This window comes from Geofilum rubicundum JCM 15548, assembly GCF_000974365.1.
GTDB lineage: Bacteria > Bacteroidota > Bacteroidia > Bacteroidales > Marinilabiliaceae > Geofilum > Geofilum rubicundum.
The window spans coordinates 155,588-179,025 of record NZ_BAZW01000006.1; the positions used below are offsets into that span (position 1 = coordinate 155,588).

The following is a 23,438-nucleotide window of genomic DNA, read 5'->3' on the forward strand; positions in this document are numbered from 1 at the left end:
AGAATTAAAGGATGCGGTTGAGGACCGCCTTGCCTTCAATAATTTCGTTGGCGAGCATTTCAATGGTGGTATGGGTGGCCAATTGTTGGTATTGGTTGCGAATAATGGCGTATTGATGGTGAATGGGACAGGGTTCTGTATCCGAGCATTGGCTGAGGCCAATGCCGCAGCGGGTAAATAATTTATAACCCTCTACAGAGTTGATCACTTCGATCAGGGGAAGTGGGGCTGCCTGAGGTTCAAAGAAAAAGCCTCCGCCCCGGCCTCTGACCGATTGGAGCATGCCCTGGCGGACCAGCGACTGAAGAATTTTGGCGGTGAACTGTTCGGGTGCCTCTATCTCCCGGGCAATTTCGCGGTAACCGGGACGTTGATTGTCCCGGTTTTTTATAGCCACATAGACCAGTGAGCGAATGGCATATTCGGATGCTTTGGATAGCATAGCTGTGTTTTTGTCGTCTAAATTACTAATTTTTTCTCCAATTCAATGGCCTGCGGAAACAGGATGTTGTTCTCCAAATGGATGTGACGGTGCAGGTCTTTTTCGAAGGCCTCCAGTTTGGCCAGTCCCACCCGGTAAGTATTACAGCCATCCGGTGGCAACTGATAGCCATTGGTCAGTTCAGAAAGGGTTCTGAAGCGCTCCCCTTCTGCATCATGGTCGCTGTGCATGGTGCTGATGGGGTTTTCCACGCTGCCAAATTGACCTTTCTTAAGCGTTTCGCCTTTTTGCTGCGCCTTCACCATTTCCTTGATAAAGGGAAACAAAATTTGCTCCTCCTGTTCCAGGTGTTGGGATAAAGCCGTTGCGGCGCCCATGAAAAGTTCATGTACTTTGATCAGCTCCGGATGATTGGCGCCGTGCACATCGGCCAGCTTTTCCAGATACGGCGGAATGCTCTCTATGTTTTCGCGGACAAAAGAATGGTGCTGCTCAATAATGTGGTCAATCAAAGCATCGGGTGTCAGCTTCTTCAGTAGTTCTGATTCCATATCCTTTTGGGCAGTCACTGCTTCCAGGTCGGCCAGCAAGGCTTTGGGTTCTGCCTTATATTTTTCTGCCGCTTCACTGATGGTGATGTTTCCGCCACAGCAAAAATCAATGCCGTGATTTTTAAACACGTCTGCCGTCTTATAATTGGCCACGACCATTTGGCCTACAATATTGTTTTCGTTGATTGTCATGATATGTTGTTTTAAAAAAGATAAAAAGACCTATAACTCCACAAATGTACCCTGCATGGATGAAATTTCAAAATACAAATTGTTAAAGCTTTGTTAAAGTCTTTCTGCCGCCTTCAGGAAGTCATGAATCAGGGAGGGGTCTTTTTCAAGTACATTGCCCACCACCACCAGGTCGGCACCCGCCTCGTAAGCACTTGTCAACTGATGCACGGAGGTGATGCCGCCGCCGATCATTAAAGGAATCGTCAGCGCCTTTTTCACCGCCTGGATGGTTTTGGCAGATATGGGGTTTCGCGCACCGCTTCCGGCATCCATATAAATCATTTTCAGGCCCAGCATTTCTCCGGCCAAGGCCGTAGCCACGGCAATATCTGTTTTTTCTGCAGGGATGGGACGGGTTTGACTGATGTACTCCACGGAAGTCGGCGAGCCCCCGTCAATAAGCATGTATCCGGTGGAGATGGGTTCAATGCCGAATTGCCTGATATACGGAGCAGCCACCACATGGTGGCCTATGAGCAACTCAGGATTTCTGCCCGAAATCATGGAAAGGAAGAGAACGGCGTCCACGTTGGGGGTCAGGTGGGTGGGACTTCCCGGATACAAAACCACCGGTTGTTGCAATTCTTTTTTCAGATAATCGATCACCGGGGCTACAGGAGAAGAAATAAGACTGCCGCCAACCATCAGCAGATGCGGTGGGTGCTGCTTTAGAATACCGACCAGTTGCTCCAGCATTGGCGGACTGCATTTGTCCGGATCAATGAGTAAGGCCAGTAACTTTCCTTTTCTCTTAACAGAATCTGTAATGTAGGTGTATATCATACCGGTAAGGCCTGCTTATGTTTCACAAATGTACAGCTATTACCAATACCACACAAGATAAAATTCAGGCGTGATGCGGTATTGCAGAACCATGGATGTCCATTGGCCCTGAATGTTTACCTGCGCCTTCAATGTCCCGGAAGCTGGAAGACAGGTTCTCAATCACCATGTCCTCTTTAAAAAGAATGCCAGGGGTATCCAAAATTTTATAAATGGCCTCCTTGGCGCACCACACCAGCGCGCAACCAGGCGCTCTTCCTGAAGTTGAAAATTGCGCTTCCTCGGTGGGGTTGACAAAGCGGGCAGACAATTTTTCAATGCGGGGAGAGGGATACTCAATATCAATCCCGGTGGGTTTCAATGGGGAAGTGACCACGGCGGCATACCCCATCGTGTGCGAAATGCTTAAGTGGGTAGCCTGATGATCGATGAAGGGTTGTCCCGTCGCTGAGTAGCTAACGGCGGGCGGACATTGCATTAACTGTTGAATCAGCCATCTGGACGCCAGCCATTCCAGTCGCTTCGCTGGGTGACTGATCTGTTGGAGTTGGTGATGCATCAAAGGGGAGAAGGAGAGCCAGCCCGTCAGCGTTTCTTCTGATTCGGTAATATGCCAGACAGCCATTTGCGCCTGGTCGGGTCCCTCTAGTTTACAAAGCAACGGCATTCCTTAGTCTTTCCATTGAAGGGTTTCAATCAAATGCACCACATCCTCGGTGATATAGTCGATAACCGGTGCCAGAGAATCCCGGTTGGGTGCCGTCTGGAAATAAAGGGAGCCCCTTAAAAAATGACGGGCACTGTCGGTGGCCAAAAATTGCAGGGGGGAGGCGGCATCCCCCTTTATTTCAAACATCATGGCATACAGGTGGGTCTCCTCATTGATGAACAGGTGTTCATCAATGGCATCGGCCTTGACCACATGGTTATAGGCCAATTTGATGTTGTCCTCCAGTAAATCATACAGGTTGTCCTCCACCGGTTTGTAGCTGAGATGCACCCTGGCTTTATGTTGCGGGTAGAGCACATTGATCCAGTTGGGCTCATTTTGGTGACTGACATCTGTTTCTATCTCCGCGATCCGGGAATATTCAAAACGATAAGGCATGGTCGAGTCCAGCAATACATATTCCTGGTCGGGCAGATCTATTCTGAAATGCCCGCGTGGTTTGGGCGTGCTGGTCGGGCGGCAGCCAGCAGCCAGGACGGTAACAGCCGCTATAAAGAAAAGGAGGGATGGAACAGAGTGGCGCATATCAGAATCAATTGGGTGCAAATCGTATTTTTTTTATCCGGCGGTAATCGGCCGCTAAAATGGTGAACTTGTATTTACCGAACTCAATGGTTTCATGTTTAACGGGAATTTCTCCTTTTAGCTCAAGCAATAGTCCCGCCAGCGTTTCCGGTTCATCAGAAATTTTTCTAAAGGTTTCTTCCGGAATTTCCGTTACTCTGAAGAAGTCCTTGAGCAAGGTGGTTCCTTCAAACACGAAATTCCCGTCGGGCAACACCGAAAAACTGACTTCATCGTCATCCAGTTCATCGCTGATGTCCCCCACAATCTCTTCGAGGATGTCCTCCAGCGTCACAATGCCCGAGGTACCCCCATATTCGTCGACCACCACTGCCATGTGTATCTTGTGGGTTTTGAATTCCTGCAGCAGGTCGTTGATGCGCTTGGTTTCCGGCACATAATAGGCGGGTCGGATCAGTTCCTGCCAGTTAAAGGAGTTGTCCTTATTTAAGTGGGGGAGCAAATCCTTCACATACAATATGCCCTTGACATCATCCGGCCCTTCTTCATAAACGGGCATGCGCGAGTAGCCGGAGTCAATAATCACGGCGATGACTTTGGACAGTTCACTTTTGATGTCAATATCCACCACATTTACCCGGACGGTCATAATGGTCTCCACATTGGTGCTGCCAAAGGTGACAATGCCTTTCAGTATGTCCTTGCCTTCCGTGAGGTTATCATCTGTCAGGTCCAGCGCATGGGAGATCTCATCCAGGGAAATGCCTTTCATCCTCTGGCCCAGTCTTTTGTTTACCAGATGGGTGGATTTAACCATGATGATGCTCAGCGGTTTGAAAAGCCGGATGCTCACCAGCAGGGGGTAGGACATGAAAACGGCAAACTTTTTGGGAAACTGTCCCGCATAAACCTTGGGCAGAATTTCTCCGAAAAATAAAATTAAACTGGTGATAACGATCACTTCCAGCAGGAATTGAAGCAGGCCGGGATGGGTGTAGGTCACCAGACTGCCCGCAATGTAGGAGGCCAGAATAACAATGGCCACGTTGACAAAATTATTGCTGATAAGAATGGTGGCCAGCAGTTGTTCGGGTTTCTCCAGATGAGAAAGGGCCGTTTTATAGGAGCGCGACGCATGGCTTTTCATGTCGGCAATGTCCGATGGCTTCAAAGAGAAGTAGGCCACTTCTGATCCTGATATGAGCGCCGAACTGGCTAAAAGCAGCACAATAATGGCGATGGAAATGATGAGACCGGTGGTGATCGGTTGAAATTGCATCACCAGTAAAAGAGGTGTCATGCTTTCAATGAGTATGTCGGTTTCCAAATGTTTTCTAGGTCTATTAATTCGTTAATATATGGTCACGGTGAGGGCAATCAAAAGGGCAGGTCATCTTCCGGACCGTTATCGTCCGACAAAAAATCGGGTTGCTTGTCCGGGCCGTTCTGGACCTTGTTGCTCTCGGGTGGTCTGGGGGCAGATGAGGTCGAAGCGGGTTGACCGCCGCTCTGGGAGGGATAGGTGGATGAGCCGTCATTGTCCGATTTTCTGCCCAGGAGCTGAATGACATCCGCCACAATTTCGGTGGCGTATTTCTTGACGCCATTGGCATCATCGTAGGAGCGGGTTTTAATTTTTCCCTCAATGTATAATTGGGTCCCTTTTTTAATATAGTTTTCCGCCAGTTTGGCCAGTCCCCGCCAGGCTACAATGTTATGCCATTCCGTTCTTTCCGGAATTTCCTGTCCGTCACGGGTTTTAAAAGACCGTTCTGTGGTAGCGAGGGAGAAGTTGGCCACCGCCTGATCATTATCGAAATAGCGAATTTCGGGGTCGCGACCCACGTTTCCTACGAGTATTGCTTTGTTTATCATTTTCTTGGTTTTAAAAGTGTTAGGGAAAAGATGAATCGTTTAAGATGGAGCTAAATTACAAAACTTCTATGGCTTATCAAATGTCTGGCTTTTGTAATTTCAAATACGGCTATAATATTCTTTTTAAAGCGGTTTCGATGGGTTTGGGCACCGGCAGGTGAATGAGCTCCGATTTGGCCAACAGTCGTGCCCCGTCAAACGCCCTGTTAATAGGACCATTTAAGTGGAGGTCCTGCTGAATTTTATAGAAGCGGATAAAGATGTTTTGATGGGTCAGCAGGTGTTTGGTTTCGGACATCAGGCTGGTGGTCATGGATGCCTGGCTGACGCTATCTACCATCTGACAGATTTCAGCCCTGGTCAATTCTTTTTCTGATTCGATGAGCGGAAATTCGTAGAGCCCTTTCCAGATATCCTTTTTTTGGCGTTGGCTCATAAACAGCTGGCCCTTATTTTCGGCGATCAGGTAGTTGAAATAACGGTTTCTCTTCCTGGTTGTTTTGCTTTTGACCGGGAACAGGGCTTGCTGGCTGAGCAGGCGGGCCTGACATTCTGCTGCTACGGGACAATCGTTACATTTGGGTTGCGCTGGTGTGCAAATCATGGCGCCCATATCCATCATGGCCTGATTGAAATCGGCTGGCCGGGACTTTGACAGCAACTGATGCGCCAGAGCGTCAAAGTGTTTCCGTCCCTCTGTGCTGTCAATGGGCAGGGAACTGGCAAAATAGCGGGACAATAAGCGGTACACATTGCCATCCACCACGGCTACCGGCTCATTAAAGGAAATGGAGGCGATGGCAGCGGCCGTGTAAGGGCCGATGCCTTTTAGTAATAGTAAATCTTTTTTCGTTTCGGGCATTTGGCCCTTCAGCCGTTCCACCACATCTCTGGCTGCGGCATGCAGGTTGCGGGCCCTGGAATAATACCCCAGGCCTTGCCAAAGTTTAAGCACCTCCTGTTCCGAAGCCCTTGCTAGCGCATAGACATCCGGAAAGGCTTTTGTGAAACGCAGGTAATAGGGCAAGCCCTGTTTGACCTGCGTTTGCTGCAGAATGATTTCCGATATCCAAACCAAATAGGGATCTTTCTCAGCACGCCATGGCAGGTCCCTTTGGTTTGACTGATACCATGTTAATATGTTGGTAGTGAAACTGGTCATTTTTAAAAAATTATCCAAAAATACATCTTTTCGTTTTTTTTTGAATGCAAAAGGATATATATTTGCATTCTGAATTTTGAGAACTAGTGTCTAATTAACTGATAATTAAATAATTTTATAAGCAATGACAAAGGCTGATATTGTAAACGAGATTTCGAAAAATACTGGAATTGAAAAAGTTACAGTTCAGAAAACTGTTGAAGCCTTCATGGAGACCGTGAAAGGCAACCTGGTGAAGGGTAAGAACGTTTATCTGAGAGGTTTTGGTAGTTTTGTAATTAAGCAACGTGCTGAAAAAACGGCAAGAAACATTTCAAGAAACACCACCATTATCATTCCTGAGCACTTTATACCATCTTTTAAGCCTTCTAAGAGCTTTGTAACAAAGGTGAAGAATAACGTGAAATAAGTAATTTAACTTTTAAAAAATTAGCACTATGCCAAGTGGTAAAAAGAGGAAGCGGCATAAGATGGCCACTCATAAGCGGAAAAAAAGATTAAGAAAAAACAGACATAAGAAGAAGAAATAGTCTGTTTTAAAAAATAGAAGAACAAACGGAAAATGTGTCTGTTTGTTCTTTTGTTTTACGTTCTTTGAAATCAGTTTTAATCAAATATTTTATAGTGAGTGCAGAACTATTTGTTGATGTTACTCCTAATGAACTTACTATTGCATTGCTCGAAAACAAAAGGTTGGCTGAGCTGAGAAAAGAGCAAAGTGATGTTCAGTTTGCAGTTGGTGATATTTATTTGGGTAAAGTCAAAAAGATTATGCCCGGACTAAATGCTGCTTTTGTGGACGTTGGTTACGAAAAGGATGCTTTTTTGCATTATCTCGATCTTGGACCCCAGATTCGTAGCCTTCAGAAATATGTCAGTATGGCCGCTGCTAAGAAAGGAGTAATTGCTTTGCATAAGCTGAAACCGGAAAGTGATATCAATAAAAACGGGACAATCTCTGATGTATTAACCTCAGGACAAGACGTTCTGGTGCAAGTCGCCAAAGAACCTATCTCAACCAAAGGGCCTCGTTTAACTTCTGAAATTTCAATTGCAGGTAGAAACCTGATTTTAATCCCATTCTCCGACAGGGTTTCCGTAAGTCAAAAAATTGAACAACCTGAGGAACGCAACCGATTGAAGCGTTTGTTGCTCAGTATTAAACCCAAGAATTACGGCGTGATTATCCGAACAGTAGCTGAAGGAAAACGTGTAGCTGAACTGGATAAGGAACTTCGTGCACTTGTCAAGCGCTGGGAAGAATCAGCGCTTAAAATCAAGGAAACCAAAGCACCCGGACTGGTTATGGGAGAAATTGGCAGGACCACTGCTTTTTTAAGAGACCTTTTCAACCCCTCTTTTCAGGCTGTATACGTGAATAACAAAAGCGTGTTCAATGAGGTGAGGGACTATGTAGAGATTATTGCCCCCGGTCGCGAAAAAATTGTAAAGTACCACGAAGGAACCGTTCCTTTGTTCGATCAGTTTGGAATTGAGAAGCAACTGAAAGCTTCTTTCGGAAAAACCGTGTCATTCAGAAGTGGTGCCTACCTGATTATCGAGCACACCGAAGCGCTTCATGTCATTGATGTGAATAGTGGCAACCGGTCAAAATCATCATCCAGTCAGGAAAACAATGCACTGGATGTAAATATGGCTGCAGCCGATGAAATTGCCAGGCAGTTGCGACTTCGCGATATGGGAGGAATTATAGTGGTGGATTTTATTGATATGCAAGATCAGGAGCATCGCCAGAAATTATTCGACAGAATGAAGGAGGCCATGGCAACTGACAGAACCAAACACAATATTTTGCCTTTGAGCAAGTTTGGTCTGATGCAGATCACGCGTCAGCGGGTACGACCCGAATTGCATATTGAGACGACCGAAACTTGTCCTTCCTGTTTGGGAACAGGAATCGTTGCCCCGTCTATTTTATTTACTGAAAAAATTGAGCAAGCACTCCGGTTTGCCGTGCAAAAGCAAAAAATAAAGAAATTGACCCTGTGGGTACACCCTTATTTACACGCCTTTTTGAAAAAAGGTTTTCCGTCGACTATTTTTAAATGGCGATGGGAACACGGATTTGGTGTTAAGGTGTTACCTTCCGACTCTCTTGTGTTTTTAGAGTTCAAGATCACTGATCATAATAACAAAAAGGTCGATCTAAGTTGAGATCGACCTTTTTGTGTTGTGTTTTTTTACCTCCCTGTTTTCTGCCTCAACAAAACTGATCACACCAGGTCTGAAATCGAAGGACCTGCGGCTCTCCAAAAGCTTTCATCTCATTTTTTATTTCATGGATGGTTTTCTCCCGGGTCAAATCGCGACCCTTGGAAAAAAACTTATCCGCAAAGGCGATGATCTGCTCTTCAATGCTGACGGGTAACATATCCCGTACAGGTATGGGCAGTTGTTGGTCCAAAATCTCCTGGGAGGACAAACCGGCTCCGGTGTGTCGTTCCGCTATTTTTGCAATGGGATCAAATCTGTTGTCCCTCAATATTTCAAAGCCCAAAACGCCATGCATGAGGTAGGGGTGACTGCCGTGACAATCGATGCCGGGCGCCTTGGTCAGGATGATACCTATGTCGTGCAGCAGAGCGCCCGATTCAAGGACTTCGATGTCAGCCTGCAGTTCCGGGTGGCGTTGCGCCACCAGCAAAGCCTTGTCCCTCACCAGCGAGCTGTGTGTGGTAAGAATGTTTCGGACCGGACGGTTTTTGGGATAATATTTATCGATAAGTGCCTGTATCTTTTGTTCTTGCATGGGACAAAGATAGCTGTTTCTTCGGCAAAAACCATGCTTACCGTTCGGGTTTAAAAAGCGGCACCAAAGGTGCTTTAAGGATGGAGGGGTGCACAAGGCCCATTTGTTTCAGAAGGAGCGGGGTGATGTGTCGATGCTCAATGGGTTCGAACCAGGCACCAGGCTGCACATTCCATCCTCTGATCATGAGGGGAACCGGCGTGTTCCCGCTTCGCCCTGTTTGTCGGGTCCCGGCCTCTGTCACGGCCGACTGCCAGCCAGATTGGAGGCTGATGAGCAGATCGGGCGACCGGCTGGGGTACAAGTTGTTTGATAACAAAGTTTCTGTATTTATATCAAAAACCAGGTGATGCGTGGGAAGGGCCCGGTCGATACCCGCCACATCCATCAGAAAGCGGGCAGCCAATTGTTGCATTTCATCTATGGCTAAACCCTTCTCTGCTATCAGCTGCCGATTGAGGAAAACCATATGGTCGTGCATGCCCAGCACCCACTTGCCCTGCCCGTGAATGGCCATGAGGTATAAATTGAGCAGGGCCGAAATCTTTTTAAATTCTACGACACCCGTTGTTACACCTGCCCGACCGGAGGAAGAGTGGTCGGGCGCACTGTCGGTGGCAGCGGTGAGCACCACCAGGTATTGGTCCTTCCCCAATTCATTGTCCAAAAAAGTGATGAGCGAAGCCACATCCCGGTCGAGCCGCAGCAGCATGTCTTCTTTTTCTGCCGGTAATAGGGAGCCATTGGAGCTGAATGGTTTGGCCGTAAAGGCCATGGAAAGCACATCCGGCGTTCCGTTTTTTCCAAAGTCGGTACCCGCAATAAAGGACACCGCTAAATCCCGCACCAGCGTATTGGCATAGGGGGAGGCGGCCAAGCGCTCGAAGGGCTCACCCTCTCTCACATGCATGTTATAAAGAAAACGCCTGAATGCTTGTTGTTGGTTGGCAGAAAGATACTGGTATTCGGTATAGGTACTTATGTCGGACAAAGGCCCCCATTGCCGTTGGCGCAATGGGCTGCGCAGGAGGTTCTCGTTAAATCTCTGGAGCCATTGCTGTTCCGGAGTCGTCGCCGAAATCTGTTCCTCAAAAGTCCCGTAAGTGGTATTAAAGCTGAAAAAATAGTCGGGCCTATACCCCACCGTATGCCACATCCACGGTGCCTCAATGCTGATGGCCGCTGAACGGACCCCCGGTCCGTAAAAGGATTTGAGATAATCACTGACACTTTGGGCCTGATTGTAATGCAGGGTTTGGTCTGTGTCGAAATAATTGGGCGGGGCCGCCTCTACATAGTGGTTGATTTTTTTATCGTACCATTGTTCGCCCACAATGCCGTGCACCGAAGGCGTTGTACCGGTATAAAAGGACGTGAGACGCGTGCCCGGGTAACCCGACAGGTCGGCCGAATAGGCCGACATAAACCGCATGCCCTGACTGGAAATCCGGTTGAATCCATCGCTCGTCAACTTGGGTTGCAGAAGCAGTAGCTGTTCGTTATTGAGTTCATCGATAAGGATGAACAGGATGAGTTTGGGACCCGAACGCTCTGCTCCCGATGCCTTAGGGGCCGTTAGTAATAAGATGAGACAAATAACAAACAGTCGTCGCATGCAATCAATCGTATAATGGTTTACACCCTGCCCGGATAGGCCTCCAGCCCTTTCTCGAGGGTTTGAATGGCCTTGCTCAAATCTTCGATGTTGAGCACATAGGCGATGCGTACTTCCTGCTTTCCTTTGCCCGGAGTGATATAGAAACCGCTGGCCGGTGCCATCATCACGGTCTGATTTTTATAGCTGAAATCACTCAGTATCCATTGACAGAATTTATCCGCATCGTCCACCGGCAAACGGGCCACTGTATAAAAAGCCCCTTTGGGCATGGGGGTGAATACGCCCGGAATCTGATTCAGTTTTTCCACCAGAAAATTACGCCTTTTGTGGTATTCGGCATTGACCTGCTTAAAATAGCTGTCGGGCGTCTCCAGCGAGGCCTCTGCGGCAATTTGTCCCAGAGAGGGAGGACTCAGTCGCGCCTGGGCAAACTTCATAGCCGTTTCAATGATGCGGGCGTTGCGGGTGACCAGCATGCCAATGCGCAATCCACATTCGCTGTAGCGCTTGGAAACCGAATCAATCATGACGGCATGTTCACTTAAACCCTCCAGCTCCATCACCGAAATGTGTTCCGCATCATCGTAGCAGAACTCGCGGTACACCTCGTCGGACAATAGATACAGATTGTGCTTGAGCACCATCTTTTTCAGTTGCTCCAGCTCCTCCCGTGAATACAAATAGCCGGTGGGATTGTTGGGATTACAAATGAATAGGGCTTTGGTCTTTTTGGTCACCAGCTTTTCTATTTCAGAAAAGGAGGGCAAGGCAAAACCGGTGTCGATGTCGGATATCACCGGCACCACTTTGACGCCGGTGGAGGAAGCAAAACCGTAATAATTGGCATAGAAGGGTTCCGGCACAATGACTTCATCGCCCGGGTCCAGACAGCTGAGAAAGGCCAGACTGATGGCTTCTGAACCGCCGGTGGTGACCATTAACTGGTTGATGTTGATGTTAACGCCTATGCCTTTGTAATGCTTGACCAGTTTTTTTCGATAGGTTTCGATACCTGCGGAATGGCTGTATTCGATCACCGGGAGGTCGAGGTTATGCATGGCAGCAATCGCCACATCCGGCGTTTTGATGTCGGGTTGACCAATGTTGAGGTGGTACACTTTGACGCCTCTGTCTTTGGCCTCTTCAGCGTAGGGAACCAGTCTTCGGATAGGGGATGCCGGCATTTGTGTGCCACGTTTCGAGATGTTTGGCATAGGGGCTGTTTTATGTTGTTTTACCTGTTTTATAAAGAATAACACAAAACTAATTATTTTTTTGCTTATACAATTGTTTCTTTTGCTTTAAGTGTTGCCTTGGATGGCTTAAGGTTTGGCACTTTTTTTGATAAAAACACAGACAATATTTGCTTTGGTTCTTTAATTATATATTCTTTGCTATGTCTTAACGCCTAATTCTTTAACCTTATGCATCCAGGATTATTGCCCTCAGTCGCTTCTTTTATTGTTTTTTTCTTATTGGGCGCTCTCCCCTTAAGCGCCTCCAGCGTATCTGGTCTGGTGCACGACCCACAGGGAAATCCCGTGGCCGGCGCATCGGTCTATATCAAGGAAAGCCGAACCGGCACTTCCACCAACAGCGAGGGCTTCTACCAGGTGCCCCTGCCTGCCGGCACCTACCACCTCCAGTTTCAGGCTTTGGGTTTTGCCAGGCGGGAATTTAAAGTGACCATCCCCGAGCATCACGAAGAAGAACTCAATGTGGAGTTGAAAGAAGTTTTGTTCAAGATCCGCGAAGTCCGCGTATACTCAGGCGGTGAAGACCCGGCCTATGCCATGATGCGCAAAGCCATTGGTCTGGCCCCCTATTACCTGCGACAGGCCAGCAGCTACGAAGCCGAAGTCTATTTGCGCGGATCCTTCGTCCTCGAGAAAGTTCCCAAGCTACTCGGAAAGAGCTTGTCGGTCAGCGTCAACGACCAGGAGCCAAAAGTAGGCGAGACTTTTACCGTCGAATCACTGAACCACCTGGAGTTTATCGCACCCGATACTTTTAATCACACCGTGGTGAGTTCACGCAGTACTTTTTCAGGATTGGATGACAATTCCCCCATAGGCTATATCAATTCAAGTTTTTATGCCTCTGATAATGAGCTGTACATCTCTCCTTTGTCGCCACAGGCCATGCGGCATTATAAATTCAGGTACGACGGCTACATCATGGACGGCAACCGGGTCGTTAATAAGATCCGGGTCATTCCACGCCGCAAAAGTCAGCAGTTATTGGAAGGCGACCTGTATCTGGTGGAAGATTTATGGAACATTCACACGGTCGATTTTAAGCTGGAGCCTTTTTACGGTTCCATAAAAATGCGGCAGGTCTACGCCCCCGTCGAGGATGGCATATGGCTGCCGGTCAGCCACCACTTCAACATCGATGCGGCCATCATGGGCATCAAGGGGAAGGCCGACTATGTGAGTTCGGTTAAGTATGAAGTGGTGGTTTTGGACAGCCTGCTGGCCATACCCTCCCTGATAGCCGGACACCTCGCCAGGGAAAGCGCCCCTTCCGAGCCAGAGGAGGCATCAGAGGAGACGCCGGAAGAGGCACCAGAGGAGGCGCCGACAAAGAATCAGCGAAGAATAGAGCAGTTGATGGAAAAGGAAGAAATGAATAACCGCGACATGATGCGTCTGGCCTCCCTGATAGAAAAAGAAAGCCAGTCGTCCCAACGCCAGCAAGAGGAGCTTCTGGAAATCAAAAGCAGTTACCAGTTCAAGGTCGAAAAAGACAGCGTGCCACGCGATTCCGTGTTCTGGCGCTCGGTCCGCCCCATACCCCTGACCCAGGCAGAGCAGCGCTCCTTTGCCGTTAAAGACAGTCTGCTGGCCGTGGCCAAAGACTCGGTGGTCAACGATTCGGCGAAGCACGTGTCTCAGTTTTCAAAAATCCGACGCAAGCTTTTCAACGGCACCACCTTTCCCCACGAGGCTGACTTTAGCGTGAATTATGGCGGATTGCTGGACTTGTCCACCCTTGCTTCAATGCCGTGGATGGCTGGCGGTACGGACAAAAAACCGGCTTCGTGTGGCAGCAGGATTCCCTCCACACCTTAAAAATGGACGCCTCTGTCGGTTACGCCTTTTCCCGCGAAACATGGTACGGCGAACTCCACTTCCAACAGAACTACAAACCCTTAAGTCGCGGCCTGCTCAAAGCCTCCGCCGGAAGCGGGGCCTATGATTACAAAGGCGAGGACGGACTGCACCCCTTGCTCAACATGGGCGCCTCCCTCTTGTTTAAGGAAAATTACTGGCGCCTGCACCACAGCGACTTCGTGAAAGTCATCAATGAAGTGGATCTCGTCCATGGCCTGCGCCTGACCACCGATGTGGCCTGGCACCAATTTTCGCCCTTGTCGAACCACAGCGACTTCTCCCTCCTCAACCGGGATAAGGCCTACCATGCCAATGAAGTCGTTAACCCCGGCACGTCCGCCCGGCACTTCGAAGCACAAAAGTCGCTGAGCTGGTCCGCCGCCCTGGCCTACACCCCCCGCCAGTTTTACCGCATAGAAAAAGGCCGAAAGCACCTGCTGCATTCGGATTACCCCACCTTCAGCGCCCGGCTAGAGCACGGCCTGAATGCTTTGGGCAGTGAGGCCGATTACCTCCTGCTGGAAGGCGGCATACACAAAAAGGCCGAATTCTCCTTCATGCCCACCTTCTCATGGGCCCTGAATGCCGGCACCTTTCTGCGCAACGGGCAAATGCATTTTTCCCGGTTCAAGCATTTTCAGGGAAGCGCCTCCCCACTGTTGTTCAGCGACATGACCTCCGGTCTGCTTTTGTTGGACGATTATCAGTCCTCCACCAACGACTGGTTTGTGCGTGCCGGCGCCACCTACTCATCCCCCTGGCTACTGCTCAAAAACCTCCCGTTTTTCAGCAACCGCGTGTGGAATGAAAACCTGCACCTCAACTACCTCCACACCCCCGAAAACCCCCACTACCTCGAAACCGGCTACAGCATCAGCCGCATTTTCATGGCCGGCAGCATCGGCGTCTTCGCCGGCTTCTCCGAAGGCCGCTATGCGCACTGGGGCCTAAAGGCCGCCATCACGCTTCCAAACTAAATCTAACTCAAATCCATCATGAAATTAATTCCTTTCATCTTATTTTTAAGTTTACTATCCACCGGAGAGATTCTGGCCCAGGACTTAAAGAAGGTTAATTACCAAATTGATTTTGGCACCACCTTATCAATGCCCTATAAAAAGACCATAGAAGTATGGCCAGAACTTGAAAATCACCCTGAGACGAATTTTTCGGCCGATTGGGGATATTTTTTTGAGATGATATTGTCTGTCCCCATTAACAGCAGAAATTCAATCCTGACCGGATTGAATTACAGCTACTTTTCCACAAAAATAAACGATAGAAATGGCTCTTTTGAGCATAGGGGCACCATAAGCAATTCCTATATTACTTTGCCCTTAATGTTTAAATATCGATTCTCCGAAGAAATCCCTGTTTCCATCGCCTCCGGACCCTACCTTAGTTTTCTGGTTGGCGCAAAAGAGAAAGGATACACCCATTTTGATTCCTCCAAATTGGATACTGACACGCCCGACCCCATTTTTGAACCTCTTGAACCCACACAAGAATATAACAGGGATGTAAAAGAGAACTACGCATCGACTGACTATGGTCTGGCTATCCAATTGGATTATGAAATCAGTGTCCGGGAAAAGTACAATATTCTGCTATTGACAAGATTCAATTATGGCTTAAAGGATGTAATAACCAGCAACCTGGACACTCAAAATACGGCTAGCTATTGGAAGAATTACAGCTTCATGTTTGGCGCCGGTTTTAAGTTTTAAGAAACATATATCTGTGCTAATAGCCTGCTGCTGACTCATAAGCAAAAGTCAGGAATTGGTCCTGTTTGTTCAAACTTTGTTAATAAATGGTCGAAATTTCAGACCGGCGTGAATATGACTTGAAAAATTATGCTACTTTTGAAAAGGGTCATCCGCCCAATTCACCTCTCTATGTAATGGTCCTGAACATCATTCGTTTATGGACATGTTGTAAACCATGCAAAAATCAATATCCATAAAATTTATATCAGTATGAGAATTTATCAAGTTATCGTGTTTATTTTACTATTTACATCATGTTCAAAGGTTGATGATGACGTAATAATTAACAAAGAAATTTTTTTCCCATTGTCAGTTGGGAATGAATGGAAGTACGATATTTCTAATGCTAATGTCGAACAAAATATAAGTGAACATACTTTTTCAGTTGCAAAGGATACTTCAATAAGAATAGATAATAAGGATTACATTTTCTTTGTAGTTGAAAGTTATCGATCATCTAATCAGGAAAATAAATGGAATTTGGTTTGGGGACATGATGATGATGGGAATCTATTGCAATATGGTGCACGAGTTAATGCTGCATCGATCGTTGATATGTCAATTCAATATAAAAAGAATGTAACTGTTGGTGATGTTTGGAGCTATAACCATTTGATCTATAATGAAGAAGACGGGCTAAGAGCCGAAGTTAATGAAATTGAATGTGTTCAATTAGATACAATCATAGAAACATCTGCCGGTGAATTCACATGCATTAAATATTATGACAAATTTAAGAGATATGAAGAAGTTGACGAAAAACGATTCTTCTATGTTGATCCAAAGGTGGGACTTATAAAGTTTACTTTGATTTTTAATGGTGAGATTGAAAGTGAGATGTCATTAAAAGAATATTCAATTGAGTAATGCAATTAATTAGAAAGGAAAGCACAGGTTTACAACACGGGTTATAGTACATGGCTAAGTCTCATATTTATAGCAAGTTTCGGCTGCTGAAGAGCATTCTTAACGGCCAGAAAACATCTACCAAGAAGATTAGCCTCCCCAAGGAATGGTCCTGAACGCCATCCGGTTTTGGAGATGTTGGCAGCAAGGCAAAGAAACCACACAACATGAAACAAACATCCATATTTTTTCTAATCCTAATAGGATTGTATTCTTGTATAAACCAGAACAAGGATTCAAGTCTACAATTTCCTAAAGTTCAGCTTGGAGATAATATTGACTTTATTGATCTTGATGAGCAAACAGGATGGTATAGAACGCGTTTAAAGGAACCTTCTTACTGGGGATTTATTGATAAAGATTCCGTTGTAAAAATTCCATTCTTATTCGAGTATATTAATCCTTTTGACTCAGAAAATATGACATATGGTCAAATTGGAGATAAATATGGATATTTAAATACAAATTTTGATACAATAATTCCTTTCAAGTATGACGAACTTAGAAGCTTCAACCATGGTTTGGCACAGGCCGAATTAGATGGAATGCATGGCTTTTTGAATAGAAGAGGTGAAACCATGATTCCTTTCGTTTATGACGATGCGAGAAGTTTTGAAAGTTGGGGTATTGCGAAAGTTTCAAAAAACAATAAATGGGGATACATCGACACCACAGGAAAAGAAATAATACCCATAATTTATCCAGATGCTGTTTCTCATAGAGGGGATAGCTTATTGTTTTTATCACAAAATAATAAATGGGGTATCTTTAACCACAAAGGGAACCAGTATTCAAAATTCATTTATGACGAAATTTATGGAACTTATAAAAATTTCGACTACTACAATAGTAACTATTTATTTAAGGGACTGTTATTGGTGAGAACAGGAAATCAATACAGATATTTAAACCGTGATTTAGAAATTGTGACTGATTTTGGATACTATACGAAAGCGGAACCTGTAACTCAATTCGGTTACGCTTTAGTTAAAAAGGGAAGTTTTTATGGAGTGATAGATTCGATGAATAATGTGGCAGTCCCTTTTAAATATTCATTAATTGAGCACCCAAGAAGGCCATATCAAGGCTTTTATGATGAGTTTTACATTCATAAAAATGGGAATGTTGGCATTTTAAACGAAAAAGCAGAATTGATTGCAGATATTATTTATGATTCATTTGAAAGAGATTACGCCAAGATAAATGATAGTAGTCAAGTTATTTTCATTACCCAAAAAGACCATCATTATGGGATAATTGATAAATCAGGTGACATAACATTGCCCATTGAATTTGAGAAAATATTGTTATTTGAAGGGAATATTACTTCAATAGCTAAAAAGAATGGTTTATACGGCATTGTTGATAGCCATGGAAATGTCAAAATGCCCTTTGATTATCAATATATTACTACGAACAGAGATTGGGATTATTTCATATTGCAAAAGGATAAAACCTTTGGAGTTGTTGACAAGCAAAGTCTGCAGGAAATATTGCCCTTAGAATATCAAGACCTGGAGCAATGCTTTTACGATGAGAATAGATTTATAGTGAAAAAGGGTGGCAAATATGGAGTCATTACAAGAAGCAAAGAAGTAATAATTCCAATTGAATATGATACCATATCAAATTGGGTTGAATATGGACCAAAAGAACATTTTATCGTAAAAAACCGGAAACATGGATTAATCAGCAGAGATGGTGATGTCGTTATACCACCAATTTATGATGAAATATTCGTTGATAACGGAAGCTTGATTAAGGTTCAAAACAATAATCTTTTCGGTACTATCGATTGGGAGAATGAAATTATACATCCGATTAAGTATGAAAATATTTTTTGGGAATGGCCCTATTTGACAGGAAAACCGATTGACACCATTTACATAGAAAAATCAGGAAAGTATTTTGCAACAGACACGAAAGGGAACGTAATTGAAGCGTCTGTGCCTGAAGAATTAATCATCGATAAATTTGGATATTTGTTAAGAAATATGGACGAACTAATAATAATAGATGAATAAACCCCAATTGCCCATATATATATTGGGATGATTGGCCAGAATGACCGAAACCTTACCTAACTCATCAATGGTTGAGAATGTAATGAATCTGTTTTTGAAAATCTTGGTATTACTCCATGGGTTGAATGGTTTATTTTGCTGTCTGATAAATGCCCTAAAATCAACCGATCCCGGATTGAACAGAGTTCTATTTGAAGCAGGCTTTTAGAAGCTTATATTTATGCTAACAGCCTACTGCTGACTTATAAGCAAAAGTCAGGGATTGGCCCTGTTTTATTCAAACTTCGTCAACAAATGGTCGAAATTTCAGACCAGAGAGATTGATGCTTAATAAATTATGCTACTTTTGAAAAGGGGCGTCCGCCCGATTTACCTCGTTATATATTAGCCCTAAACGGAATTCGTTTATACTTTTAACCAAACTCATTAATGTATGAAAACTTTGAAGACATTCATTACGGTCATTGCTGTTATTATTTTAGCAAGCTGTTCTACTAAAAACAACAGAACAGCAGATAATATCCTTAACTCCTCGTTTAGGGTTTATCAAATATCCGGATACGATGGCCCCAAAATCGACATCAAAGAAGATAGCCTTGCTCAGTTTCTGACTGCTCTGCATTACAACATTCCACTTTTAGAAATTGAAAGTGCATTGAAATGGAGTTCTGACACAACTGAGAGGAACATCAATGCCCTTATTGAAAACAAAATGCTTACAAAAAAGGGAGATTACTACCAACCAACCCTGGGAGTAATAACGTTGGAGCGCGGGAATTTATTAGAAGAAAAAGCCCAAAAGGTAGCCAATGAAATTGCCGACAGTATAGTCAACTGGTTACCGGAAATAATGAACATACATAACGAAACAACTATTTCACAGCACCATGATTTCCGTGAATTGTCCCTCTTTTATTTGAGCAATGTCATTCTCGATAATTTTCAAATTAACCGGGTGGAAGAAAAGTTTTTAAACCAGGAGCGACCTTTAAGAAATGGAAGCCGGTATTACCTGGCCATTGTTGAAGATGATCTTGACGACAAAACCGAACCTTTTGGAATCTATGGCAATCGTGGACTTCTTTGGAATGATTCAATAGGCATTTGCGTTTATGGTAACCAACGAAGTAAGTCAAATGTGGGTTGGGATAATTACAAAGACAAGGATATTCATATTTTTGATGAACGTGATACTCAGTTGATAACCCATACCATGCCTGATGCATTTTTCCCAACTCTACTCGATATCCTGAACAGAAACAAACCAAATTTTGAAGCAACATACCATGAGATGGATTTTGATAAAGAAGTTTCCTTTGAAGAGTTCTTTATCTTTTGGTACCATTGGATTTATACGGAAACGACAGATGTTCTCATTGCAAAAGACATCATTCCTAAACCACAAAACGAAATGTTTTATTTTCAGGTTGCCGTGAATTTTTAAACAGGACAGGCAACATTCCCTTACTGTTTTTGGCTTCTTTTAATTGATATTGTCTGTCCCCATTAACAGCAGTAATTCAATCCTGACCGGATTGAACTACAGTCATTTTTCCAATAAAGTAAATGATATAAATGGCGCTTATGAAAAAGGTCATCTGCTCAATTCACCTCTCCATGTAATGGTCCTGAACACCATCCGTTTATGGAGATGTTGGCTAAAATTAAATGAATAAAATACTAACTCATAAACTATATATTAATGAAGAATAACTATAAATTAAAAATCTTTATTTCCATATTCTTATTTAGTTCTCCTACATTGACTCTATTGGGACAAGAGGATTCAAATGCTCCTGTTCTAAATTCTATTTCAATTAGTAATGAAGAAATAAATGCGGGCGACGAAATTACCTTTATTATAAATGTGACGGATGATATATCTGGACTAGATTACGCTTATATTTCAATTAAAAATCCATATGGTGGACAAACTCAGAGTTTTATCGGAGGTTCATTTTCGAGAGATTGGACGTATTTAGGAAATGACAATTATTCAACAACAACGAAGATAACAGAATATGCTATTAAAGGCATATGGTATGTTGACAGGATATCAATTTATGACAATGCAGATAATTATATGAGTATAAGTTCATATAGTGAATCAATTTTGACGTTTAATGTTATGAATGATATTACAATTGAAGATTCCAACCCTCCAAATTTAAATTCAATTTCAATTATTAATGAGGAAATAAATGCAGGTGATGAAATTACTTTTGTGATAAATGTAACAGATGACATATCAGGATTAGACTATGCCTACATTTCGATAAATAATCCATATGGTGGACAAAATCAGAGTTTTATCGGTGGTTCATTTTCACGAGATTGGACATATTTGGGAGATGACAATTATTCAATAAGTATTAAAATAAATGAATTTGCAGTAAGCGGTAGTTGGTATGTAGATAGGATATCTATTTATGACAATGCAGATAATTATATGAGTAAAAGTTCTTATAGTGAGTCAATTTTATCGTTCATTGTTATTGGAGACAATGAAGATATTCAGCCTCCAACGTTAAATTCAATTTCAATTAATAACGAAGAAATAAACGCTGGCGATGAAATTACTTTTGTGATAAACGTAACGGATGACATATCTGGATTAGACTATGCCTACATATCGATAAAGAATCCCTATGGGGAGCAAACACAAAGTTTTATCGGTGGTTCATTTTTACGAGATTGGACATATTTGGGTGGAGATAGTTACTCAACAAGCACTAAATTAAACGAATTTGCAGTAAGTGGCAGTTGGTATGTTGACAGGATATCAATTTATGACAATGCAGATAATTATTTGAGCATAAGTTCATATAGTGAATCAATTTTAACCTTTGAAGTAGGAAGTATTACTACGAAAATTGAAAATGTTAGCTTATTGAATGAGATAACATTTATGCGAAGAGGAACAAATATCTATAAAATAAAATCACCAGTAGAAATAATTAGTTATGATTTGTATAATTTAAATGGAAAAAAAATAAGTGTAGGTAAATCAGACCCGTATACAATAAATCTAAGTTCTGTTGAAAATGGATTATATATTGTTAATATACTGACTGAAACTGGGCGAATCTCGAAAAAAATCATAAAATAACTTTAGCATCCAATGGCTAATAAAGCATAGGCTTGCCGCAGGCGCAACACATGCCAACGCTTCATCGCCGGAACGTTGGCAGTTATTGAAAAAAGACAGGAACGCACTAAGCATACAAAGAATATTTAAAATATGGAAAATAGAGTTTATTATGGAGAGTACTCTCTGAAACACTGGATTGATTTAATATTAAAACAAAATATAATCCTACCTGATTATCAACGATTTTTTGTTTGGAATGAAAAGAAAGTTAAGACCCTAATCGAAACTCTTAAAAATAAGCAGTTTGTTCCCCCAATTACAATAGGAGCGTTTAAGATAGGGGAAACAAATCAAAATCTAATATTAGATGGACAACAAAGGTTAACTAGTATATTATTGGCACACTTAGGTTTATACCCAGATACACGAACTTATAAAAGTAGGATTGAAATTTTTGCAAGTGAAAATGATGAGGAGGTAGAGGAGGAAGATAAGTTACTTCTTGATAATATTCTTGAATGGAATTTTAATAAATTAACCGAAAAAGGTAAAAATAAAGCAGCTATTCTGGATAAAGTAATAGATGGCAATTATAAATCGATTGATTTACAAATCAATGATGATTTTTTGAAAACAACTTTTTTAGGTTTTTCTTATTTGGTGCCAAATATTTCTGATGAAAAGGAACAACAAAAGTATTACTCGTCAGTTTTTAGGAATATAAACATCCAAGGAGAAGCTTTATTACCACAGGAAAGTAGAGCTTCTTTATATTTCTTAGACCATGATTTAGTAGGTTTCTTTTCTCCTGATTTCTTTAGTCGCATTGTTATAAAGACTATTAGCTCTGACGCCAAAGGTGATTTTGTCAGATATTTGTCTTTATTAGCTAACTTTCATAAAGATGGAAATGCAAATAGAGTAGCAAGGGGATATAAACCCAAAATGGAAAAGTTCTATGAAGAATATATATATGCCTCAATAAATAATTTAGACTCTGAAACGTATGGAAAACTAACAAATATTATTCCCAATAAAGATTATGTTGAACAACTATCAATGCTTCATGACTTAATTGAACAATTAAACATTCCTAAAGAATCACCTTCAATTATAGACTTAGATATATATTTATTTGGTTTGATTTATATCGTGATTTTTAAACAGAGAAAAGTCGATATAGATAAGAAGGAGGAATTAATGGAGAAATTAGTTGAAAAAATATCCCAATATAAGAATTCATATTCGCATAAGAGAAGTCCTAATAATTTGGGACATTTAAGAGCACGTATCACTGATTCTGTAACAATTTATAATCAATATTTGTCTCATGAATCATAATAAATTTATTTTATCTCCAATTTCAGAAATACTTAAGGATGTTGCAACTGCGAGTGTGGGAATTGGAACAGGTATAGAAACATATCCTTTATGTGATTATGTAATGCAATCTGTTTTTTTAAAAATGACAGGGTCTCAAGAACAAAAAATGAAATGTATTTGCTGGGAACTAGCATCTAGTGATTATGAGTATAGATATTTTAGATTTACACAAAAGCGATTAGGAGAATGTTCAGAATATTCTGAAAAAAGAGAAATTTATAAAGATTTAGTAAAGCAGATACAAAAGAACGACACTTCTTTTGTGTCATTAACCCCGAATGAAAGGAATGATATACTTTCAAAAACAAAGCTATCTATAGAAAATATCTTTACCGATTCAAATTTATTAATCTGGGCACAAAAAAGCTATAGTGAATTTTTAAACATATGGAGTGGAGTTTTAAAAACACATTTTGCCAATGATAAGGATAACCTATTTACAGGCATAAATGGTTATTT

General features: G+C 43.0%; 22 protein-coding genes. 11 read left to right on the forward strand and 11 right to left on the reverse strand.

The window, feature by feature from the left end; all coding sequences use genetic code 11:
- Positions 1–4: 4 nt before the first annotated feature.
- From JCM15548_RS05225 to mutY, 8 genes are all read right to left on the reverse strand, one after another.
- Entirely contained in the window at positions 5–442 is a 438-nt protein-coding gene (locus JCM15548_RS05225; protein ID WP_062122938.1) for an RrF2 family transcriptional regulator, read from the reverse strand.
- A 17-nt stretch (positions 443–459) separates the two neighbouring features.
- Positions 460–1,185, reverse strand: coding sequence for an iron-sulfur cluster repair di-iron protein (gene ric, locus JCM15548_RS05230; RefSeq protein WP_062122939.1), 726 nt, complete (start codon positions 1,183–1,185; stop codon positions 460–462).
- Between the two features lie 93 nt (positions 1,186–1,278).
- Positions 1,279–2,010 (reverse strand): phosphoglycerol geranylgeranyltransferase, encoded by a 732-nt coding sequence (locus JCM15548_RS05235; RefSeq protein WP_062122941.1) that lies wholly within the window; start codon positions 2,008–2,010, stop codon positions 1,279–1,281.
- Positions 2,011–2,074: 64 nt separating this feature from the next.
- On the reverse strand, positions 2,075–2,635 hold the full coding sequence (locus JCM15548_RS05240; RefSeq protein ID WP_162198176.1) for a 4'-phosphopantetheinyl transferase family protein: 561 nt from the start codon (positions 2,633–2,635) through the stop codon (positions 2,075–2,077).
- Between the two features lie 45 nt (positions 2,636–2,680).
- Positions 2,681–3,286 carry a gliding motility lipoprotein GldD gene (gldD, locus tag JCM15548_RS05245; protein WP_227625499.1) on the reverse strand — a complete coding sequence of 202 codons (606 nt, stop codon included), beginning with the start codon at positions 3,284–3,286 and terminating at the stop codon, positions 2,681–2,683.
- Entirely contained in the window at positions 3,273–4,592 is a 1,320-nt protein-coding gene (gene gldE / locus JCM15548_RS05250; RefSeq protein WP_227625500.1) for a gliding motility-associated protein GldE, read from the reverse strand. The genes gldD and gldE overlap by 14 nt, the downstream gene beginning before the upstream one ends.
- 50 nt (positions 4,593–4,642) lie before the next feature.
- Positions 4,643–5,140 carry a single-stranded DNA-binding protein gene (locus tag JCM15548_RS05255; RefSeq protein ID WP_062122948.1) on the reverse strand — a complete coding sequence of 166 codons (498 nt, stop codon included), beginning with the start codon at positions 5,138–5,140 and terminating at the stop codon, positions 4,643–4,645.
- A gap of 109 nt (positions 5,141–5,249) precedes the next feature.
- On the reverse strand, positions 5,250–6,302 hold the full coding sequence (mutY, locus tag JCM15548_RS05260; RefSeq protein ID WP_062123019.1) for an A/G-specific adenine glycosylase: 1,053 nt from the start codon (positions 6,300–6,302) through the stop codon (positions 5,250–5,252).
- A gap of 124 nt (positions 6,303–6,426) precedes the next feature.
- On the opposite strand from mutY, the gene JCM15548_RS05265 reads away from it, so the two are divergent.
- Both JCM15548_RS05265 and JCM15548_RS05270 read left to right on the forward strand, forming a co-directional pair.
- The gene (locus JCM15548_RS05265; protein WP_062122950.1) at positions 6,427–6,711 is read left to right on the forward strand and encodes an HU family DNA-binding protein; all 285 of its coding nucleotides are present in this window, start codon (positions 6,427–6,429) and stop codon (positions 6,709–6,711) included.
- Positions 6,712–6,926: 215 nt separating this feature from the next.
- On the forward strand, positions 6,927–8,477 hold the full coding sequence (locus JCM15548_RS05270; RefSeq protein WP_062123025.1) for an Rne/Rng family ribonuclease: 1,551 nt from the start codon (positions 6,927–6,929) through the stop codon (positions 8,475–8,477).
- A gap of 46 nt (positions 8,478–8,523) precedes the next feature.
- On the opposite strand, the gene JCM15548_RS05275 is transcribed toward JCM15548_RS05270, so the two are convergent.
- Genes JCM15548_RS05275 through JCM15548_RS05285 form a run of 3 tightly spaced genes read right to left on the reverse strand, consistent with a single transcriptional unit; the run spans position 8,524 to position 11,904 of the window.
- A complete protein-coding gene (locus tag JCM15548_RS05275; RefSeq protein WP_062122953.1) occupies positions 8,524–9,072 on the reverse strand; it encodes an HD domain-containing protein in 549 nt (182 codons plus the stop codon).
- 37 nt (positions 9,073–9,109) lie between these two features.
- Positions 9,110–10,687 carry an alkaline phosphatase family protein gene (locus tag JCM15548_RS05280; RefSeq protein WP_062122963.1) on the reverse strand — a complete coding sequence of 526 codons (1,578 nt, stop codon included), beginning with the start codon at positions 10,685–10,687 and terminating at the stop codon, positions 9,110–9,112.
- Between the two features lie 20 nt (positions 10,688–10,707).
- Positions 10,708–11,904, reverse strand: coding sequence for a pyridoxal phosphate-dependent aminotransferase (locus JCM15548_RS05285; protein WP_062122966.1), 1,197 nt, complete (start codon positions 11,902–11,904; stop codon positions 10,708–10,710).
- A gap of 210 nt (positions 11,905–12,114) precedes the next feature.
- Here JCM15548_RS05285 and JCM15548_RS25095 point away from each other — a divergent pair, with 210 nt between their 5' ends.
- The 9 genes from JCM15548_RS25095 to JCM15548_RS05330 all read left to right on the forward strand — a co-directional run.
- Positions 12,115–13,764 (forward strand): DUF5686 and carboxypeptidase-like regulatory domain-containing protein, encoded by a 1,650-nt coding sequence (locus JCM15548_RS25095; RefSeq protein ID WP_062122971.1) that lies wholly within the window; start codon positions 12,115–12,117, stop codon positions 13,762–13,764.
- Positions 13,698–14,783, forward strand: a complete 1,086-nt coding sequence (locus JCM15548_RS25100) for a DUF5686 family C-terminal domain-containing protein (RefSeq protein ID WP_262486900.1) — start codon at positions 13,698–13,700, stop codon at positions 14,781–14,783. The genes JCM15548_RS25095 and JCM15548_RS25100 overlap by 67 nt, the downstream gene beginning before the upstream one ends.
- Positions 14,784–14,801: 18 nt before the next feature.
- Complete coding sequence (locus JCM15548_RS05300) at positions 14,802–15,533, forward strand: porin family protein (protein ID WP_062122977.1); 732 nt, start codon at positions 14,802–14,804, stop codon at positions 15,531–15,533.
- A 252-nt stretch (positions 15,534–15,785) separates the two neighbouring features.
- Positions 15,786–16,442, forward strand: a complete 657-nt coding sequence (locus tag JCM15548_RS05305; RefSeq protein WP_062122979.1) for a hypothetical protein — start codon at positions 15,786–15,788, stop codon at positions 16,440–16,442.
- Positions 16,443–16,648: 206 nt separating this feature from the next.
- Positions 16,649–18,505, forward strand: a complete 1,857-nt coding sequence (locus tag JCM15548_RS05310) for a WG repeat-containing protein (protein WP_062122981.1) — start codon at positions 16,649–16,651, stop codon at positions 18,503–18,505.
- 433 nt (positions 18,506–18,938) lie between these two features.
- Positions 18,939–19,949: a hypothetical protein gene (locus tag JCM15548_RS05315; RefSeq protein ID WP_062122983.1), complete on the forward strand. Its 1,011-nt coding sequence runs from the start codon at positions 18,939–18,941 to the stop codon at positions 19,947–19,949.
- Positions 19,950–20,207: 258 nt separating this feature from the next.
- Positions 20,208–21,614: a T9SS type A sorting domain-containing protein gene (locus JCM15548_RS05320; protein WP_062122986.1), complete on the forward strand. Its 1,407-nt coding sequence runs from the start codon at positions 20,208–20,210 to the stop codon at positions 21,612–21,614.
- Positions 21,615–21,746: 132 nt separating this feature from the next.
- The gene (locus tag JCM15548_RS05325; protein ID WP_062122990.1) at positions 21,747–22,937 is read left to right on the forward strand and encodes a GmrSD restriction endonuclease domain-containing protein; all 1,191 of its coding nucleotides are present in this window, start codon (positions 21,747–21,749) and stop codon (positions 22,935–22,937) included.
- Positions 22,927–23,438 (forward strand): hypothetical protein (locus JCM15548_RS05330; RefSeq protein WP_227625501.1); only part of this gene is annotated, 512 nt, incomplete at its 3' end. The genes JCM15548_RS05325 and JCM15548_RS05330, both read left to right, overlap by 11 nt.

Excerpts from the sequence above, each read along its gene's own strand:
- mutY (WP_062123019.1), bottom strand. The coding sequence starts at position 6,302 with ATGACCAGTTTCACTACCAACATATTAACATGGTATCAGTCAAACCAA.
- JCM15548_RS05235 (WP_062122941.1), bottom strand. The coding sequence starts at position 2,010 with ATGATATACACCTACATTACAGATTCTGTTAAGAGAAAAGGAAAGTTA.
- JCM15548_RS05300 (WP_062122977.1), top strand. The coding sequence starts at position 14,802 with ATGAAATTAATTCCTTTCATCTTATTTTTAAGTTTACTATCCACCGGA.
- JCM15548_RS05310 (WP_062122981.1), top strand. The coding sequence starts at position 16,649 with ATGAAACAAACATCCATATTTTTTCTAATCCTAATAGGATTGTATTCT.
- JCM15548_RS05315 (WP_062122983.1), top strand. The coding sequence starts at position 18,939 with ATGAAAACTTTGAAGACATTCATTACGGTCATTGCTGTTATTATTTTA.
- JCM15548_RS05225 (WP_062122938.1), bottom strand. The coding sequence starts at position 442 with ATGCTATCCAAAGCATCCGAATATGCCATTCGCTCACTGGTCTATGTG.
- JCM15548_RS05280 (WP_062122963.1), bottom strand. The coding sequence starts at position 10,687 with ATGCGACGACTGTTTGTTATTTGTCTCATCTTATTACTAACGGCCCCT.
- JCM15548_RS05320 (WP_062122986.1), top strand. The coding sequence starts at position 20,208 with ATGAAGAATAACTATAAATTAAAAATCTTTATTTCCATATTCTTATTT.
- JCM15548_RS05255 (WP_062122948.1), bottom strand. The coding sequence starts at position 5,140 with ATGATAAACAAAGCAATACTCGTAGGAAACGTGGGTCGCGACCCCGAA.
- JCM15548_RS25095 (WP_062122971.1), top strand. The coding sequence starts at position 12,115 with ATGCATCCAGGATTATTGCCCTCAGTCGCTTCTTTTATTGTTTTTTTC.
- JCM15548_RS05240 (WP_162198176.1), bottom strand. The coding sequence starts at position 2,635 with ATGGCTGTCTGGCATATTACCGAATCAGAAGAAACGCTGACGGGCTGG.
- JCM15548_RS05285 (WP_062122966.1), bottom strand. The coding sequence starts at position 11,904 with ATGCCAAACATCTCGAAACGTGGCACACAAATGCCGGCATCCCCTATC.
- JCM15548_RS05325 (WP_062122990.1), top strand. The coding sequence starts at position 21,747 with ATGGAAAATAGAGTTTATTATGGAGAGTACTCTCTGAAACACTGGATT.
- JCM15548_RS05275 (WP_062122953.1), bottom strand. The coding sequence starts at position 9,072 with ATGCAAGAACAAAAGATACAGGCACTTATCGATAAATATTATCCCAAA.
- JCM15548_RS05265 (WP_062122950.1), top strand. The coding sequence starts at position 6,427 with ATGACAAAGGCTGATATTGTAAACGAGATTTCGAAAAATACTGGAATT.
- ric (WP_062122939.1), bottom strand. The coding sequence starts at position 1,185 with ATGACAATCAACGAAAACAATATTGTAGGCCAAATGGTCGTGGCCAAT.
- JCM15548_RS05305 (WP_062122979.1), top strand. The coding sequence starts at position 15,786 with ATGAGAATTTATCAAGTTATCGTGTTTATTTTACTATTTACATCATGT.